Below are 17,473 nucleotides of genomic sequence, written 5' to 3'. Positions count from 1 at the left end.
TGCCCTCTCCTTACGGTAACAGGCTCTTGACGTCGATAGGCTTAGCTTCGTTCTCTGCTTCGCCCTTATCTTTGCCGTCGATTGCCATACCCGCCATCCGGTAGAAGTTATATTCCGGGTATTTGCCCGGACCGGAAATCAGCAGATCCTCTTTCTCGTACACCAGGTCCTGACGCTTGTACTCACCCAGTTCGAAATCTGGAGTCAGCTGAATCGCCGTGGTTGGGCACGCTTCTTCACACAGACCGCAGAAGATGCAGCGTGAGAAGTTAATGCGGAAGAACTCAGGGTACCAGCGGCCGTCTTTGGTCTCTGCTTTCTGCAAAGAGATACAGCCAACCGGACAGGCTACCGCACACAGGTTACAGGCAACGCAGCGTTCTTCGCCGTCCGGATCGCGGGTCAGCACGATACGGCCACGGTAACGCGGCGGCAGATAGACCGGCTCTTCCGGATACATCTGGGTTTCGCGTTTTGCAAACGCGTGCAGGCCGATCATCCAGATACTGCGTACCTGGGTGCCGAAACCTACCAATAATTCTTTTAAGGTCATGGTCTATTGCCCCTTATGGCTGCTGCCAGAGAATGACAGCGGCCGTTACCAACAAGTTGACTAGCGTCAGCGGCAGGCACACTTTCCAGCCGAAGGACATTACCTGGTCATAACGCGGACGCGGTAATGAGGCGCGAATCAAAATGAACATCATCATGAAGAACGCGGTTTTCAGCGCGAACCAGATGAACGGCGGTAAGAACGGGCCATGCCAGCCACCAAAGAACAGCGTTACCATCAACGCGGAAATGGTGACGATACCGATGTACTCGCCCACAAAGAACAGACCGAATTTCATACCGGAATATTCAATGTGATAACCGTCGGCCAGTTCCTGCTCGGCTTCTGGCTGGTCAAACGGGTGACGGTGACACACCGCCACGCCTGCGATAGCAAAGGTGACAAAACCAAAGAACTGCGGAATGACGTTCCAGATGTCGGCCTGGTTGTTGACGATGTCGGTCATGTTGAATGAACCGGCCTGCGCCACCACGCCCATCAGGGAAAGACCCAGGAACACTTCGTAGCTCAGGGTCTGCGCAGACGCACGCATCGCACCCAGCAGCGAGTATTTGTTGTTACTGGACCAGCCCGCAAACAGCACCGCGTACACCGCAAGACCCGCCATCATCAGGAAGAACAAGATCCCGATATTCAGGTCAGCGACCACCCAAGTCGGACTGACCGGGACGATAGCAAAGGCCAGCAGCAGTGAGGTAAAGGCGATCATCGGTGCCAGAGTAAAGATGACGCGATCCGAGAATTTCGGGATCCAGTCTTCTTTAAAGAACATCTTGATCATGTCCGCGACCAGCTGGAGTGAACCACCCCAGCCCACGCGGTTCGGTCCGTAACGGTTCTGGAACAGACCGAGCAGACGACGTTCACCAAAGCTCATGAACGCGCCGCAGGTGACAACCACCAGCAGAATGACCACCGCCTTGAGAATGCTTAACAGAATTTCGATGAGATCCGGCGTTAACCAACTCATGCTTGTGCCTCCTGCAGATTATCAAGACGCGCGCCCGCCAGTACCGGAGCGATGCCCGGCAGACCCATCGGCAGACCCACCTGCCCTGCTGTCAGACCTTCGGCGATAACCAGCGGCAGACTGATAGTCTGGCCTTCATAGCTAAAGGAGACCTGGCTGCCCGCGTTGACGCCAAGCTTCGCGGCATCCGCCGGATTGAGCTTGATGTAAGGCTGCGGCATGCGCGTCTGGAATACCGGAGAGCGCTGGGACATCTCGTCACTACCGAACAGATGGTAGTACGGCGCGATACGCCAGTTGCCTTCCTGCGCTTCGAAACTTGCCGGAACGGTCGTGAAGTACTCCAGACCCGTTTCGCTCGCCTCGATCAGACGAACACCTGGATCACCGTGGCGCAGAGAGCCGCCCACTTCCGCCTGGAACTTGTTCCATGCCTGCGGGGAGTTCCAGCCTGGTGCCCATGCGAACGGAACCTGAGAGCGCGGTGCAGACGGTTGGTTGTTCCCTTCCATGGAGAAGGCGAACATCGTGTCTTTATCCTGCGGCTGACGCGGTTCGTGCACGCTGATATTGGCGCGCATGGCGGTACGACCACTGTAACGGTGCGGTTCACGAGCCAGTTTCTGGCCGCGAATGCGGAAGCTCGCGTCCGGCGCGGCTTCTTTAATGCCCGCCAGCTGCGGCAGTTTTGCAACTACGGCATCGATCACATCATCGAGCTGCGTCCAGTCCACCTGACGGTTTTCCACGGTGCTGTGCAGCGAGTGCAGCCAGCGCCAGCTTTCCAGCATCACGGTGTTGCTGTCGTAATAAGACGGGTCATAAACCTGGAAGAAACGCTGTGCGCGACCTTCGTTGTTGATAACCGTACCGTCGCTTTCGGCGAAGCTTGCCGCTGAGAGCACGAGGTGCGCTTTGTCCATAATCGCGGTGCGCTGATGGTCGATTACCATCACCAACGGCGCTTTAGACAGAGCGGCATCCACGCGAGCCGCAGAAGCATGACGATGCAAGTCGTTCTCAAGTACGATAACGCCGTCAGCCGCACCCGATTCGAGTTCGCTTAACGCCGCTTCCAGAGAACCGCCGCCAATCAGTCCCAGACCGACGCTGTTCACTGCGCGCGCAATCATGGTTACACCCACGTCTGCCCCACGCCCTTTCAGCGCTTTAGCCACGTTTGCCGCAGCCTGAATCACATCAGGGCTGCCGGCGTTGGTGCCGGAAATAATCAGTGGTTTTTTCGCACCGGCCAGAGCCTGAACGATCACGTCGATCTTGTTTTGCAGGTCACGATCCAGGCCTTCAACGGCCGGAGCACTGTTATCCAGCGCGTGAGCAATAGCAAAACCGAGGCGCGCCTGATCTTCCACCGGTGCGCGATAGGTCCACGCCGCGATGTCGTCCAGACGGGTGTTGTCGACGTTCGTCACAAACAGCGGATGTTTGGCACGCTGGCCGATGTTCAGGATTGCCGCAATCTGCCAGTCAGCCACTTTTTGGGCTGCTGCCATTTCACGTGCTTTACCTTTCACCGCCTGACGTACGGCCAGCGCAACGCGTGCACCGGTCTGAGTCAGATCTTCGCCCAGTACCAGCACTGCATCATAGGATTCGATTTCGCGCAGCGCCGGGGTACGAATACCGCCTTCACGCAGCACTTTCAGCACCAGCTGCAGACGTTCCTGCTCGCCGTTGGCGATACCGGTGTAGAAGTTATCCGCACCCACCAGCTCACGCAGCGCAAAGTTGCTTTCGACGCTGGCGCGCGGGGAGCCGATACCGATCACTTTCTTCGACTGGCGCAGAATATCCGCCGCGCCCTGCATTGCTTGTTCAGCGTTGAGGGTGATCAGGTCATCGCCACGACGCTGAACCGGCTGACGCGGACGGTCTTTCAGGTTCACATAGCCATAGCCGAAACGACCACGGTCGCAGAGGAAGTAGTGGTTTACGGTACCGTTGTAACGGTTTTCGATACGACGCAGTTCACCATAGCGCTCGCCCGGGCTGGTGTTACAGCCAAGGGAACACTGCTGGCAGATGCTTGGTGCAAACTGCATGTCCCACTTACGGTTGTAACGCTCGGAGTGCGTTTTATCGGTGAAGACGCCCGTCGGGCAGATTTCTACCAGGTTGCCGGAGAATTCGCTTTCAAGCGTACCGTCTTCCGGACGACCAAAGTAGACGTTGTCATGTGCGCCATACACGCCCAGATCCTGACCGTCTGCGTAATCTTTGTAGTAACGCACGCAGCGATAGCAGGCGATGCAGCGGTTCATTTCGTGAGAGATGAACGGCCCCAGGTCCTGATTACGGTGGGTACGTTTGGTAAAGCGATAGCGACGGAAGCTATGACCGGTCATCACGGTCATATCCTGAAGATGGCAGTTACCGCCCTCTTCACAAACCGGACAGTCGTGCGGGTGGTTGGTCATCAACCATTCCACGACGCTCTCGCGGAACTGTTTCGCTTCTTCGTCTTCAATCGAAATAAAGGTGCCTTCGGTCGCTGGTGTCATACAGGACATCACCAGGCGCCCACGCGTGTCTTCCGCGTTTTGATATTGCTTCACCGCACACTGGCGGCAAGCACCGACGCTGCCCAGCGCCGGATGCCAGCAAAAATACGGAATATCAAGGCCGAGAGACAGACAAGCTTCTAGCAGGTTGTCGGCCCCGTTGACCTCGTATTCTTTGCCGTCTACATGAATCGTAGCCATTAGCATGCTTCCAGTTGGCTCAGTCAGAGACTGAGCGTTAATCAAAATTCAGTATCGCTACCAGCGCGCTTTCAGCAGGTTCGGCTGAATACCATTAATCAAATGGGTATTGCTGAACTGCTGCTTGATGCCTGCTTCGAATTCGTCGCGGAAATATTTAATCGCGCTCTGCAATGGCTCAACGGCACCTGGTGCGTGGGCACAGAAGGTTTTGCCCGGACCGAGGAATCGACACAGTTGCTCAAGTGTCTCGATATCGCCCGGCTGGCCTTCGCCGCGCTCGATAGCGCGCAGAATTTTCACGCTCCATGGCAAACCATCACGGCATGGCGTACACCAGCCGCAGGATTCGCGCGCGAAGAACTCTTCCAGGTTACGCACCAGCGACACCATGCCAATTTCATGGTCAACGGCCATCGCCAGCGCCGTACCCAGACGGCTGCCTGCTTTACCAATGCTTTCAAATTCCATTGGCAGATCGAGGTGGGCTTCGGTCAGGAAGTCGGTCCCTGCCCCACCCGGTTGCCAGGCTTTAAATTTCAGGCCATCGCGCATCCCGCCCGCATAGTCTTCGAGGATTTCGCGTGCGGTAGTACCGAACGGCAGCTCCCAAAGGCCAGGGTTTTTGACGCGGCCGGAGAAGCCCATCAGCTTGGTGCCCGCGTCTTTGCTGGTCGAAATGTTCTGATACCACTCCACGCCGTTGGCGAGAATAGCCGGTACGTTACACAGGGTTTCGACGTTGTTGACACAGGTCGGTTTACCCCAGACGCCGGAACTTGCCGGGAATGGCGGCTTGGAGCGTGGGTTCGCGCGGCGGCCTTCGAGGGAGTTAATCAGTGCGGTCTCTTCACCACAGATATAACGCCCTGCGCCCGTGTGCACGAACAGCTCAAAATCAAAACCGGTGCCGAGAATGTTTTTGCCCAGCAGGCCCGCTTCGGTCGCTTCTGCAATCGCGCGGCGCAGGTGCTCTGCCGCTTCGATGTACTCGCCGCGCAGGAAGATGTAACCACGATAGGCTTTCAGCGCGAACGCGGAGATCAGCATGCCTTCCACCAGCAGGTGCGGCAGCTGCTCCATCAGCAGGCGGTCTTTATAGGTGCCTGGCTCCATTTCATCGGCGTTACACAGCAGGTAACGGATGTTCATGGATTCGTCTTTCGGCATCAGGCTCCACTTAAGACCGGTGGAGAAGCCTGCACCGCCGCGCCCTTTCAGGCCGGAATCTTTAACCGCGTTAACGATCTCATCTGGCGCCATGCCCGAGAGCGCTTTACGCGCCCCTTCGTAACCGTTTTTGCTCTGGTATTCTTCGAGCCAAACTGGCTGTTTGTCATCGCGCAGACGCCAGGTCAGCGGATGGGTTTCAGCAGTGCGAATGACTGTTTTCATTTGTACCGCTCCAGCAGGTCAGGAATTGCTTCCGGCGTCAGATGGCTGTGAGTGTCCTCATCAATCATCATGCTCGGACCCTTGTCGCAGTTACCCAGGCAGCAGGTTGGCAGCAGCGTGAAACGACCGTCAAAGGTCGTCTGTCCTGGCTTGATATCGAGTTTCTTCTCGAGTGCAGCCTGGATGCCCTGATAACCGGTGATATGGCAAACGACGCTGTCGCAATAGCGAATTACGTGACGGCCCACCGGCTGGCGGAAGATCTGGCTGTAGAATGTTGCCACCCCTTCCACGTCGCTTGCCGGGATACCCAGCACGTCGGCGATCGCATAGATCGCGCCATCAGGTACCCAACCACGCTGTTTCTGGACGATTTTCAGCGCTTCAATGGATGCCGCACGCGGGTCTTCGTAGTGGTGCATTTCGTGCTCAATTGCCGCACGTTCTGCCGCACTCAGCTCAAAAGCCTCGGTTTGTGGTTGTTGATTCTCGTGCATAATTAGCGGTCCACATCTGACATAACAAAATCGATACTACCCAGATACACAATCAGGTCGGAGACCAAACTGCCGCGAATGGCTGACGGGATCTGCTGCAGGTGCGCATAGCTCGGCGTACGGATACGCGTACGATAGCTCATGGTGCTGCCGTCACTGGTCAGGTAGTAACTGTTAATACCCTTGGTCGCTTCAATCATCTGGAAGGATTCGTTGGCCGGCATGACCGGGCCCCAGGAAACCTGCAGGAAGTGAGTGATCAGGGTTTCGATATGTTGCAGCGTGCGCTCTTTCGGTGGCGGCGTTGTCAGCGGGTGATCCGCTTTGAACGGGCCTTCCGGCATGTTGTTGAGGCACTGCTCAAGGATGCGCAGACTCTGGCGCAGCTCTTCGACTTTCAGCATCACGCGGGTGTAGCAGTCGGATACACCGCCGCCAACCGGGACTTCGAAGTCGAAGTTTTCGTAGCCAGAGTATGGACGGGCTTTACGCACGTCGAAATCAATACCCGTCGCACGCAGGCCAGCACCGGTGGTGCCCCACTCCAGCGCTTCTTTCGCGCCGTAAGCGGCCACGCCTTTGGAACGGCCAATCAGGATGGTGTTACGCAGCGCGGCTTTCTCGTAAGAGGCCAGACGCTTCGGCATCCAGTCGAGGAATTCGCGCAGCAGACGATCCCATCCGCGCGGCAGGTCGTGTGCCACGCCGCCAATACGGAACCAGGCCGGGTGCATACGGAAACCCGTAATTGCTTCAACCAGATCGTAGATTTTCTGACGGTCGGTAAACGCGAAGAACACCGGCGTCATCGCCCCGACGTCCTGAATGAACGTGGAGATGTAGAGCAGGTGACTGTTGATACGGAACAGTTCTGACAGCATCACGCGGATAACGTTAACGCGATCCGGTACGGTGATACCCGCCAGTTTCTCAACGGCCAGCACATAAGGCATTTCGTTCACGCAGCCGCCGAGGTACTCGATACGGTCGGTGTACGGAATGTAGCTGTGCCAGGACTGACGCTCGCCCATCTTCTCAGCACCACGGTGGTGGTAACCGACATCAGGCACGCAGTCGACAATCTCTTCGCCGTCAAGCTGAAGAATAATACGGAACGCACCGTGCGCAGACGGGTGGTTTGGACCGAGGTTGAGGAACATGAAGTCCTCGTTGTCGGTACCGCGCTTCATGCCCCAGTCTTCCGGCTTGAAAGTCAGCGCTTCCATCTCCAGATCCTGTTTGGCTTTGGTCAGCTCAAACGGATCGAATTCGGTGGCGCGCGCCGGATAGTCTTTACGCAGCGGGTGGCCGGTCCAGGTCTGCGGCATCATGATGCGCGTCAGGTGCGGGTGGCCATCGAAGGTCATGCCGAACATTTCCCAGGTTTCACGCTCATACCAGTTGGCGTTAGGGAAAAGTTTGGTGAGCGTCGGCAGATGCATGTCGTTTTCAGACAATGCCACCTTGAGCATGATATCCCGGTTGCGGTCTATTGAGATCAGGTGGTAGAAAACGGAAAAATCCGCCGCGGGTAAACCGTGACGGTGGGTGCGAAGACGCTCATCCATGCCGTGTAAGTCAAACAGCATGACGTAAGGTTTAGGTAATTTCTTTAAGAAATCAACTGCTTCCAGCAATTGCTCACGCTTCACCCAAACAACGGGTACCCCGGTGCGGGTGGCCTGAACAGTAAAGGCATCCGGCCCAAAACGGTTGCGCAGTTCGCCAATGACCGGGTCATCGAGATGATCCCGGGTTTGCCATGCGGCATCTTGCGCGGTTAAGTCGGTCATATTGTTCACCATTGCAAATGGTCCGTGGTGACTGTTAAGCCTGGCTTCGCGCTATTTGTATAGTGATATGCGAAGGTTTGCCCCAGGCCCACAGGCGCAAATTAAATTTCGTCAGGCGTACGCAGATTGGTGACTGCAATACGTTCTCCGCGTTTACGCTCGCGCTCAGACTGCATATTGGCGCGGTACACGCCCTGGTCGCCCACGACCCAGGAAAGCGGACGGCGTTCTTTACCGATCGACTCCTGCAGCAGCATCAGCGCCTGCATGTAAGCTTCCGGACGCGGCGGGCAGCCAGGGATGTAAACATCCACCGGGATAAACTTATCGACGCCTTGCACAACGGAATAAATGTCGTACATACCACCCGAGTTTGCACAGGCACCCATGGAGATAACCCACTTCGGCTCGAGCATCTGGTCATAAAGACGCTGAATGACTGGCGCCATTTTGGTGAAGCAGGTTCCGGCCACCACCATCAGGTCAGCCTGACGAGGGGAAGCACGCAGTACCTCGGCACCAAAACGCGCAACGTCATGCACCGCAGTGAATGACGTCACCATTTCAACGTAGCAGCAAGAAAGACCAAAGTTGTATGGCCAGATGGAGTTCTTACGACCCCAGTTGACCATATCGTGCATGGCATGTTCGAGCTTGCCCATATACACGCTTTTGTTGACTTCTTGCTCCAGGGGGTCGGTTACGATCTCCTGTTTTTGCAGGGGGTAACGGTCATTCTCACCGTTAGGATCTATGCGGGTGAGCGTATAATCCATCTTATTGCCTCGCTGTTACTGCTGACGATTAGAGTTACTGTTTTCCGGATTAACCAGTTCACGGCGTGAACGCACAGGTGTCCAGTCCAGCGCGCCGATGCGCACCAGGTACACCAGACCGGCCAGTAGCACTAAAATGAAAATTGCGGCTTCGACAAAGCCAGTCCATCCACTTTCGCGGATAGACGTTGACCATGCGAACAGGTAGAGCGCTTCAACGTCGAAAATGACGAAGAACATGGCCACCAGATAGAACTTGGCGGACAGGCGTAAGCGAGCAGTACCTACCGAATCGATACCCGATTCAAATGGGGTGTTTTTGTGCCTTGCGCGGGCGCGACCGCCCAGGAACCAGCCGCCGATTAACATCAGGCAGCACAGGCCAATGGCAACAATAAGAAAGATTGCGAATGCCCAGTGATGAGCGACGACTTCTGTGGATGTTGACATACTCATTGCTTACTCATCAAAAGTGATATCTACAGCTCTGCTCTTGCTGGCAGATGGACATCACATCGATTCATGGGGAGGAACAAATAACCTTACACCGACTGTCAGAAATGAGACATAGACAGCAAAATGATGTGGTTTTTTACTCCTTTCTATAACCTTTTGTCAACTTTAACAAAGGTTTCTTCACATTAAATCACATAGATCGATTCTCATTAACATTTCATGCCCTTTAACCCTGGTGGGTCGATGACTTTACGTCAACTGCATGCTGTTGAATCGTGTCCGTTTTGAAGTAAAAGAAATATTACCCTCCTATTTTGACAGGATTTGCTGCTGATTCCTCCCCCCAAATGGGAGTATTTTCTTGATCTGAGACACGCTTTTGTTAATCCAATCAAAAAAACGGCAACATTTTTGCTGGTTTTTTAACATCAGTGCCGCAGAGAAGATAACAAAACGCATTACGTTCAAAAATCGAGCAGAACCATACATCGCGATGATAATTAAGACTTATTTACAATAACCTCAAAGAGTATGGCGCTATTGTTGTCAAAAAAAAACCACTCCGCGGAAATACCGCACGAGTGGTTCTTTTTTACACTTACAAATTGTTACGACAATTATCGGATCGGGATCACTCAAAATCCCCTTCAACCACCAGGGAATCGCCCCCCCCTTCGGGAGTAACATTTTCGAATTGCCACGGGTTGTGGTAGTTCACCATCGCTTCAAACACGATTTTTGCCAGCTCGTTGTTGCTGGATGAGTTATGGCAAAGCAGATATTCCGTGTCCGGCAGCGCAGGTAAACCATTAGATTTACCTAAGACGCGTAAATCCGGGCTCATCATCTCAACAGGGCGAGCGGTCACACCAAGGCCGGCTTTAACGGCGGCACGCACTGCAGGTAATGTGGAGGCCACGTACGCTAAACGCCACGGAATATTCGCTTCATTCAGAGCCGACAACACCATATCGCGGAACGGACTAGGGTCGTCCAGCAATACCAGCGGAATAGGCTCGCCTTTTTGCAGCACATATTCTGCCGCGCAATACCAGTGCGTTGGCGACGTTCGCAATGTCAGACAATCAAATTGTCCAGGACAGTGCGTGGTAACAACCAGATCAACTTCATGGTCTTTAAGCATATCAATCATGAAGGCATTTCGTTTTACGCTGACATCCAGCGCAAGCTTCGGATAAACCGAACTGATCCGATTAAGTAAAAACGGCAATATCGTATCAGCAGATTCATCAGAAGCGCCTAACGTTAAAACGCCCTGAAGATTGCTAAACATTAATGACATACATGCTTCATCGTTGAAGCGTAAAATCTTCCTGGCGTAACCCAGTAACTGGATCCCGTGCTCAGTTAACAGTTTATTACGACCGTGGCGTGCAAAGAGTTCTTTGCCCACCAGTTGCTCCAGTCGCTGCATCTGTTGGCTGACCGCCGATTGCGTACGGCAGACAGCGGCAGCAGCGGCTGCAAAGGTGTTGAGATCAGCGACCGCAACAAACGTTCTCAGCAGATCGAGATCGAGATTTAGTATCGGACGATTTGCATTTATCATATCTATTCACTTACAAGTTGCTCGTGCGGAGCTGCCGACCGGCAGACTACCTGACAGATAGTTATTGGCTGGTGTATAGCAGAAGTCAGAAACAACGTTCCATGACGATATTTTTATTCTCTTAAATGTTCAGGATATTTTTAGATTTTGCTGATTTCAGTAAATTCCATTAAAGAACTTACTCATCATCACTCTTTTACTCGCAACACGGGCACAGCAGTAAAGGTGTTGCCTATCCAGTATAGTAGAGATAATTCTAACAATAACAATCAACTAATACAGAAAAATCGAGGCAAAATACACAGTAATGTAAACATTCCTCTCTTTTCCTGAGACAACATCTTAACCCAAATCCACTTTATTTATAAGTATTATTACACCATTACTGATTAATCCATGTTGATTAACGGCTAAACTAATTTTATTAAAATTAACGAAAGTTAAGATTTAGGCATCATTAATAAATAAACATTAATGTAGATTAGGTTTATCCATTAATATTGCTTAACAATATTTTCACACGCGCAACCTCTGGCCGAATCCATCATTCACCAAAGATATTAAGAAGCATTCCGGTTTTACGAAAGGTCACCGGGAGAAATCATTGCGATCTCATCGTTTATCTGTCGTACAGCGGTTTTTGGCAGGGTAAAATACATTAAAAACCACCTGGCGCGAGATAATAGACTGCACTTGCCTGTCAACGCAATGCTTTACACGACCAAATCCCCCCTCTGGCAGTTAAAAAGATTACCTCTTATTTTCGCATCCCGGCAAAATCTTCTTCTGTACACCCTTCAAAACGCAGCGCGGTGGGAGTACATTGTTCCGTGCTGACTTCCACGGCAGGGAGTGGCAATAACAGCTAAAAGGTTAACGATTCATGTCCCCTATCGAAAAATCCAGCAAATTAGATAACGTCTGTTACGACATCCGCGGTCCGGTACTTAAAGAGGCTAAGCGCCTTGAAGAGGAAGGCAACAAAGTCCTGAAACTCAACATTGGTAACCCCGCGCCCTTTGGCTTTGACGCGCCGGATGAAATCCTCGTTGATGTGATCCGTAACCTGCCGACGGCGCAAGGCTACTGTGATTCTAAAGGACTCTACTCCGCCCGTAAGGCCATCATGCAGCACTATCAGGCCCGTGGGATGCGCGATGTCACCGTTGAAGATATCTATATTGGTAACGGCGTTTCTGAACTGATCGTCCAGGCGATGCAGGCTCTGCTTAACAGCGGCGATGAAATGCTGGTGCCTGCGCCGGACTATCCGCTGTGGACAGCGGCCGTTTCCCTTTCCAGCGGCAAAGCGGTGCACTATCTGTGCGATGAATCGTCCGACTGGTTCCCGGATCTCGACGATATCCGCGCCAAAATCACCCCGCGCACGCGCGGTATCGTGATTATCAACCCGAACAACCCAACGGGTGCCGTCTATTCTAAAGAGCTGTTGATGGAGATCGTTGAGATCGCCCGTCAGCACAACCTGATCATCTTTGCCGATGAGATTTACGACAAGATCCTCTACGACGCGGCGCAACACCACTCTATTGCTACGCTGGCTCCGGATCTGCTGACCGTCACCTTTAACGGCCTGTCGAAAACCTACCGCGTTGCCGGTTTCCGTCAGGGCTGGATGGTTCTGAACGGCCCGAAAAAACACGCCAAAGGCTATATCGAAGGGCTGGAAATGCTCGCCTCGATGCGCCTGTGTGCTAACGTTCCGGCGCAACACGCCATTCAGACAGCGCTCGGCGGTTATCAGAGCATCAGCGAATTTATCGTACCCGGCGGGCGTCTGTATGAGCAGCGTAACCGCGCGTGGGAGTTGATTAACGATATTCCTGGCGTCTCCTGCGTGAAGCCGAACGGCGCGCTGTATATGTTCCCGAAAATCGATATTAAACGTTTCAATATTCACGACGACCAGAAAATGGTGCTCGACTTCCTGTTACAGGAAAAAGTGCTGCTGGTGCAGGGAACCGCGTTTAACTGGCCGTGGCCGGACCACGTCCGTATCGTCACCCTGCCGCGCGAAGACGACCTCGAAATGGCGATCAGCCGGTTCGGACGCTTCCTCTCCGGTTATCATCAGTAAACCTCCATCAGGCTGCCACGGGCAGCCTGATTTGCATCTTGCCTCCCCTCGCCGCACAATGAAATCTGTCGCAGTGCAAGACAAAAGGTTATCTATGAGTCAGAGTCATTTTTTTGCCCATCTCTCCCGCCTGAAGTTAATCAACCGCTGGCCGCTGATGCGCAACGTGCGCACAGAGAACGTGTCTGAACACAGTTTGCAGGTCGCCATGGTCGCGCACGCGCTGGCCGCTATCAAAAACCGTAAATTCAACGGGCAGGTGAACCCCGAGCGCATCGCGCTGCTGGCTATGTATCACGACGCCTCTGAAGTTCTGACCGGGGATTTACCGACACCGGTTAAATATTTCAACTCGCAGATTGCGCAGGAATATAAGGCCATCGAGAAGATCGCCCAGCAAAAACTGGTGGATATGGTGCCGGAAGAGCTGCGGGATATTTTTGCGCCGCTTATCGACGAACACCAGTGCACGGAAGAGGAAAGATTGCTGGTGAAACAGGCGGATGCCCTGTGCGCCTATCTCAAGTGTCTGGAAGAACTCTCCGCTGGTAATAATGAGTTTTTACTGGCGAAAACGCGGCTGGAAAAAACCCTCGAGTCGCGTCGCAGCGAAGAGATGGATTATTTCATGGAGGTATTCGTGCCGAGCTTCCATCTGTCGCTGGATGAAATCAGTCAGGATTCGCCGCTGTAAGCCTTTGCCAGGTGTACAGCTGATACGCAAATGCAGCCGGGTCAGGCGAAGCCGCCGCCCGGCGCAAACAGGTCAGAACGGGAACAGCACCGGAATCAACACCACGCACACCAGCATTACCAGGATAGTGAACGGCACGCCGAGCTTCACGAAATCGCTGAATTTATAGTTTCCCGGCCCCAGCACCAGGGTATTCACCGGTGACGAAACGGGCGTCATAAACGCCGCCGACGCGGCCATGGCGACCATCATCGCAAACGGATACGGCGACACCCCCATCGATTTAGCCATCGCCAGCGCAATCGGCGCCATCAGCACCGCCGTCGCGGTATTAGAGATAAACAGCCCGATGGTGGCGCACATGACAAACAGACAAATCAGCATCATGTACGGGCCGTATCCCCCGCCGACGTCCATCAGCCCTTTCACCACCAGATCGACGCCACCCGTTTTTTGCAGCGCCAGCGCAAACGGCATCATCCCGACGATCAGAATAATGCTCGGCCAGTGAATGGCTTTATAGGCACTTTCCGCATCGATGCAGCGGAATTTCCCCATCAGCAGACAGGCAATAATGGCCGCGATCGGATTCGGAATTTCGTCCGTGAGCATCAGTGCGACCATCAGCACCAGACAGAAAATGGCATGCGGCGCCTGGCTGTGGGCCGGTGACGCGTCGCTCTCTTCGATGGGCATATTGAGCACCACAAAATCACGCCCTTTTTGCCCAAGCTGGCTGATCAGTTTCCAGTTGCCGACCACCAGGAAGATATCGCCCAGCTGCAGCGGCTCATCCACTACCGCCCCTTCCATCGCCACCCCGTCGCGTTTCAGGCCAACCACGTTCAGCCCGTAGCGGGTACGAAACCCGATCTCACGGACGGTTTTACCCAGCAATTCCGATTCGGGGATAAGAGAGACTTCCGCCATCCCCACGTCCAGCGCCTGGTCGGAGAAATACTCACCGCGCAACACCATAGGCTCCAGCAGTTGCTCGGTGCAGAACTCACGCAGATCGACATCTGCCGTCGACATATCAATCAGCAGAACGTCGCGGGCGCGAAACTCAGACACCCCGTTCACATTCACAATCACGCGACGGAACCGGCGCCAGCGCTCGACCCCGATGATATTCGCGCCGTAGCGCTCGCGCAGCTTGAGATCGTCAAGACGCTGACCAATCAGCGGCGAGCCGGGGCGAATCGCCAGACGACGCGCCCGACCGGTAAGACGATACTCTTTGATCAGATCGCGAAAGGTGCGTCTGCGCCAGCCATCGCGGTGTTTATGCTGGTTATCGCCCTTCAGGGCAAAGCGGGTGAGGAGCATATAAATCACGCCGAGCACCAGCACCACCAGGCCAATCGGCGTCACGCTGAAGAAACTAAACCCGGCATAGCCTTCGCGCAGGAGTTCACTGTTAACCACCAGGTTCGGCGGCGTGGCGACCAGAGTCATCATGCCGCTAATCAGCCCGGCAAAACTCAGCGGCATCATCAGTCGCGACGGTGAGGTCTGCATGCGCATGGAGACGCTTAACACCACCGGAATAAAGATTGCAACGACGCCGGTGGAGCTCATAAAGGCCCCCAGTCCGGCGACCGTCAGCATCAGGTAGATGAGCATTTTGGTTTCGCTGCTGCCCGCCACTTTCACCAGCCAGGCCCCCATCACCGTGGCGACGCCGGTGCGCACCAGTCCGTCACCGATGATAAACAGCGCGGCAATCAAAATAACGTTGGGATCGCTAAAACCCGAGAAGGCTTCCGGGAGCGTTAAGGTGCCGCTCAGAACAAACGCGACGATAACCAGTAAAGCGACGGCGTCCATGCGCACTTTGCCGGTTGCAAAGAGAATGATGGCGATAGCAAGCAGGCTGAGCACCCAAATCAGTTCACCGTTCACAACATGTCCTTGTCAGGGAAAGGGTGTGGAATTTTGCCATAAAAAGGCCCCAACAATGTGGGGCCAAATCATGGGATTACATTTTTAAGGAGACGGTAACATTTCCGTCTGCGCCCTTGTGAACGGACAGCGCGGCAAGCGACGTGAGCACAAAGTCGACCTCGTCGAGCCGGGGCGAACCGGCGGGCACATTCACGGCAACCACATGGCTACCGGCGTTCAGCCCGGCCAGCACACCGGCGGCGGCATCTTCCACCACGACGCACTCGGCCGGATGGATGCCCAGCAATTCCGCGCCTAATAAGAAGGCGTCCGGTTCCGGTTTCCCGCGCTTCACGCGTTCGGCGGTGACGAACACTTCAGGCGTCGGCAGACCGGCAGCCTTATGGCGGGCGTGCGCGACGGGAATCGAACCTGAGGTCACGATAGCCCAGGGGATCTGCGCCTCCTCAAGATGATTGAGCAGCTCAAGCGCGCCCGGCAGGGCGACAATCCCTTCGACATCTGTTGCTTCGATCTGCTCCAGATACTTGAACTCCGCCTGAATCTCTTCTTCGGTTCGTCCGGGCAAGAAGTGACGTAAAGAGGTAATGGCCTGTTTGCCATGGATGAAATTCAATACGTCCTGATGGTCAATGCCATGCCTGTCGGCCCAATGGCACCACGAGCGCTCGACTACCGGCAGCGAATCCACCAGCGTACCGTCCAGATCAAACAGAAAACCTTTACACTGCACACTTACCCCCTCAGGCATTGATAATTTGCTGAATTTCGTTACTGCTTAAATGGTACTGACGCGGGCAGGCGTGCCACGCGCTTAACATACGCTGATATTTTTCCCACATCGGCGTCTGGGAATTAAAGCCATGGGTACCGGCATCAAAATGGGTGTAACGCCCTTCGGTGTTGACCATGAAGCGAACATAGCTCAGGTAACGCGATTCGGTCGCTACGTCAAAACCGAGGAATGTCACGCGACGCTCATCAATGGTTTGAGCATCTTTCAGATTGGTCCAGGAAACATGCAGCGCGTGGTACATCTCCATAATGTCGATGACGGTGCGGCACGTCTCTTCCTTCAGTTCGCCAAACTCGCGGTCCAGCTCGCGCATCTGCAAGCCGAATCCACGTTCAACGATAGTCTGCAGGCGGCGATAGCGCTCCGCGTTGTCGGGATCAAGCATAGTCATCATCTTGTACTGATTGGACAAAATCAGACGTTGAGCATTGGTCATTTCCATCTTTCGACTCCTGTTGCGCGTTGCACTAAAAAAAAAGACACGGTAACTGGTGGTTACTGTGCCTTCTTTTCGTGACCGTTTCGATGATCAATCACAAGTCATCAAGGAATGTTTTATCAAGTTGCTTGAAAGCCCGCTTGAGCGTATCCGCCAGCGCCTGATAATCCGGTTTGCCTTCAACCGGGGCCAGCGCCTGGCCTGCTTCCTGAAGTTTCCCGCGCACTTCATAAAACCAGTGTAAAATAGTAGGTGGCAGCGGCGTGACAGAACGTTTACCCAACCACCACAATCCCTGCATCGGGAGACTGAGCGCAAACAGCGCGGTTGCCACTGCCGGGCCAAGCTGACCACCCAGCGCGATTTGCCAGCACAGGGTAAAGACGGCAATCGGCGGCATAAAACGGATCGCATAGCGGGTGATGCGGATAACGCGGTTATCTACAAACACCGGCGCAAGGCGCTTCTCCAGGGGCCACGTCTTAGCGTAATGCTGGCCCCGACGAAACAGACTCAAGAAGCTCACGGAGGGGTTCTCAGGTGTCGACATGGCTGTACCTCAACTTCACATATAAAAATTAAAATTTTCGTGCAAATCCACAACAAGCCATGACAACGTTCAAAATATTTTGTCATCGCTACCCAGTATCGGGTATTCTGTGCCAGCCTGATTGGGCCTTAGACGAGAATCGTTAACTCGTCAAATTATCGCATATTATGCCATTGTCTGAAAATCGTTCAAAATGGCATAAAATCATATGGATTTCTTTCATCATGCCAGAAA

The 17,473-nt window shown here is 54.0% G+C and carries 15 protein-coding genes; 2 read left to right on the top strand and 13 right to left on the bottom strand.

Translation table 11 applies throughout. The features are described from left to right. Window positions 1–10: 10 nt before the first annotated feature. The 9 genes from nuoI to lrhA all read right to left on the bottom strand — a co-directional run bounded on the left by nuoI (window position 11) and on the right by lrhA (window position 10,754). Entirely contained in the window at window positions 11–553 is a 543-nt protein-coding gene (gene nuoI, locus F153LOC_RS01145; protein WP_000172742.1) for an NADH-quinone oxidoreductase subunit NuoI, read from the bottom strand. A gap of 13 nt (window positions 554–566) precedes the next feature. Beyond that, window positions 567–1,544 carry an NADH-quinone oxidoreductase subunit NuoH gene (gene nuoH / locus F153LOC_RS01140; RefSeq protein ID WP_095282746.1) on the bottom strand — a complete coding sequence of 326 codons (978 nt, stop codon included), beginning with the start codon at window positions 1,542–1,544 and terminating at the stop codon, window positions 567–569. Continuing rightward, window positions 1,541–4,267 carry an NADH-quinone oxidoreductase subunit NuoG gene (gene nuoG, locus F153LOC_RS01135; protein ID WP_123427200.1) on the bottom strand — a complete coding sequence of 909 codons (2,727 nt, stop codon included), beginning with the start codon at window positions 4,265–4,267 and terminating at the stop codon, window positions 1,541–1,543. Before nuoG ends, nuoH begins: the two co-directional genes overlap by 4 nt. A 57-nt stretch (window positions 4,268–4,324) precedes the next feature. After that, window positions 4,325–5,662 (bottom strand): NADH-quinone oxidoreductase subunit NuoF, encoded by a 1,338-nt coding sequence (nuoF, locus tag F153LOC_RS01130; protein WP_100779452.1) that lies wholly within the window; start codon window positions 5,660–5,662, stop codon window positions 4,325–4,327. After that, window positions 5,659–6,159: an NADH-quinone oxidoreductase subunit NuoE gene (gene nuoE / locus F153LOC_RS01125; RefSeq protein ID WP_095282749.1), complete on the bottom strand. Its 501-nt coding sequence runs from the start codon at window positions 6,157–6,159 to the stop codon at window positions 5,659–5,661. Before nuoE ends, nuoF begins: the two co-directional genes overlap by 4 nt. Window positions 6,160–6,161: 2 nt before the next feature. Beyond that, window positions 6,162–7,964 (bottom strand): NADH-quinone oxidoreductase subunit C/D, encoded by a 1,803-nt coding sequence (gene nuoC, locus F153LOC_RS01120; protein WP_100779451.1) that lies wholly within the window; start codon window positions 7,962–7,964, stop codon window positions 6,162–6,164. 89 nt (window positions 7,965–8,053) lie between these two features. Further along, complete coding sequence (gene nuoB / locus F153LOC_RS01115; protein ID WP_003861482.1) at window positions 8,054–8,728, bottom strand: NADH-quinone oxidoreductase subunit NuoB; 675 nt, start codon at window positions 8,726–8,728, stop codon at window positions 8,054–8,056. Between the two features lie 15 nt (window positions 8,729–8,743). Next, window positions 8,744–9,184 carry an NADH-quinone oxidoreductase subunit NuoA gene (nuoA, locus tag F153LOC_RS01110; RefSeq protein ID WP_102104904.1) on the bottom strand — a complete coding sequence of 147 codons (441 nt, stop codon included), beginning with the start codon at window positions 9,182–9,184 and terminating at the stop codon, window positions 8,744–8,746. Window positions 9,185–9,815: 631 nt separating this feature from the next. Further along, on the bottom strand, window positions 9,816–10,754 hold the full coding sequence (gene lrhA / locus F153LOC_RS01105; protein ID WP_100779449.1) for a transcriptional regulator LrhA: 939 nt from the start codon (window positions 10,752–10,754) through the stop codon (window positions 9,816–9,818). A gap of 883 nt (window positions 10,755–11,637) precedes the next feature. Between lrhA and alaA the strand changes: the two genes are divergently transcribed. After that, window positions 11,638–12,852 carry an alanine transaminase AlaA gene (alaA, locus tag F153LOC_RS01100; RefSeq protein WP_100779448.1) on the top strand — a complete coding sequence of 405 codons (1,215 nt, stop codon included), beginning with the start codon at window positions 11,638–11,640 and terminating at the stop codon, window positions 12,850–12,852. Between the two features lie 94 nt (window positions 12,853–12,946). Then, complete coding sequence (gene yfbR, locus F153LOC_RS01095; RefSeq protein WP_102104905.1) at window positions 12,947–13,546, top strand: 5'-deoxynucleotidase; 600 nt, start codon at window positions 12,947–12,949, stop codon at window positions 13,544–13,546. Between the two features lie 72 nt (window positions 13,547–13,618). On the opposite strand, the gene F153LOC_RS01090 is transcribed toward yfbR, so the two are convergent. The 4 genes from F153LOC_RS01090 to yfbV all read right to left on the bottom strand — a co-directional run bounded on the left by F153LOC_RS01090 (window position 13,619) and on the right by yfbV (window position 17,239). Next, a complete protein-coding gene (locus F153LOC_RS01090) occupies window positions 13,619–15,451 on the bottom strand; it encodes an SLC13 family permease (protein WP_102104906.1) in 1,833 nt (610 codons plus the stop codon). A 76-nt stretch (window positions 15,452–15,527) separates the two neighbouring features. Further along, the gene (locus tag F153LOC_RS01085) at window positions 15,528–16,187 is read right to left on the bottom strand and encodes a sugar phosphatase (RefSeq protein ID WP_100780843.1); all 660 of its coding nucleotides are present in this window, start codon (window positions 16,185–16,187) and stop codon (window positions 15,528–15,530) included. A gap of 10 nt (window positions 16,188–16,197) precedes the next feature. Next, a complete protein-coding gene (locus F153LOC_RS01080) occupies window positions 16,198–16,692 on the bottom strand; it encodes a YfbU family protein (protein WP_095282756.1) in 495 nt (164 codons plus the stop codon). 91 nt (window positions 16,693–16,783) lie between these two features. After that, window positions 16,784–17,239, bottom strand: a complete 456-nt coding sequence (gene yfbV / locus F153LOC_RS01075; protein ID WP_100779445.1) for a terminus macrodomain insulation protein YfbV — start codon at window positions 17,237–17,239, stop codon at window positions 16,784–16,786. Window positions 17,240–17,473: the final 234 nt, after the last annotated feature.

Source organism: Lelliottia sp. F153, from assembly GCF_002870005.1.
Taxonomy (GTDB): domain Bacteria; phylum Pseudomonadota; class Gammaproteobacteria; order Enterobacterales; family Enterobacteriaceae; genus Enterobacter; species Enterobacter nimipressuralis.
The sequence above is the reverse complement of the archived record's forward strand: the minus strand, read 5'-3'. Positions and strand labels throughout refer to the sequence as shown.

Excerpts from the sequence above, each read along its gene's own strand:
- nuoI (WP_000172742.1), bottom strand. The coding sequence starts at position 553 with ATGACCTTAAAAGAATTATTGGTAGGTTTCGGCACCCAGGTACGCAGT.
- nuoH (WP_095282746.1), bottom strand. The coding sequence starts at position 1,544 with ATGAGTTGGTTAACGCCGGATCTCATCGAAATTCTGTTAAGCATTCTC.
- nuoG (WP_123427200.1), bottom strand. The coding sequence starts at position 4,267 with ATGGCTACGATTCATGTAGACGGCAAAGAATACGAGGTCAACGGGGCC.
- nuoF (WP_100779452.1), bottom strand. The coding sequence starts at position 5,662 with ATGAAAACAGTCATTCGCACTGCTGAAACCCATCCGCTGACCTGGCGT.
- nuoE (WP_095282749.1), bottom strand. The coding sequence starts at position 6,159 with ATGCACGAGAATCAACAACCACAAACCGAGGCTTTTGAGCTGAGTGCG.
- nuoC (WP_100779451.1), bottom strand. The coding sequence starts at position 7,964 with ATGGTGAACAATATGACCGACTTAACCGCGCAAGATGCCGCATGGCAA.
- nuoB (WP_003861482.1), bottom strand. The coding sequence starts at position 8,728 with ATGGATTATACGCTCACCCGCATAGATCCTAACGGTGAGAATGACCGT.
- nuoA (WP_102104904.1), bottom strand. The coding sequence starts at position 9,184 with ATGAGTATGTCAACATCCACAGAAGTCGTCGCTCATCACTGGGCATTC.
- lrhA (WP_100779449.1), bottom strand. The coding sequence starts at position 10,754 with ATGATAAATGCAAATCGTCCGATACTAAATCTCGATCTCGATCTGCTG.
- alaA (WP_100779448.1), top strand. The coding sequence starts at position 11,638 with ATGTCCCCTATCGAAAAATCCAGCAAATTAGATAACGTCTGTTACGAC.
- yfbR (WP_102104905.1), top strand. The coding sequence starts at position 12,947 with ATGAGTCAGAGTCATTTTTTTGCCCATCTCTCCCGCCTGAAGTTAATC.
- F153LOC_RS01080 (WP_095282756.1), bottom strand. The coding sequence starts at position 16,692 with ATGGAAATGACCAATGCTCAACGTCTGATTTTGTCCAATCAGTACAAG.
- yfbV (WP_100779445.1), bottom strand. The coding sequence starts at position 17,239 with ATGTCGACACCTGAGAACCCCTCCGTGAGCTTCTTGAGTCTGTTTCGT.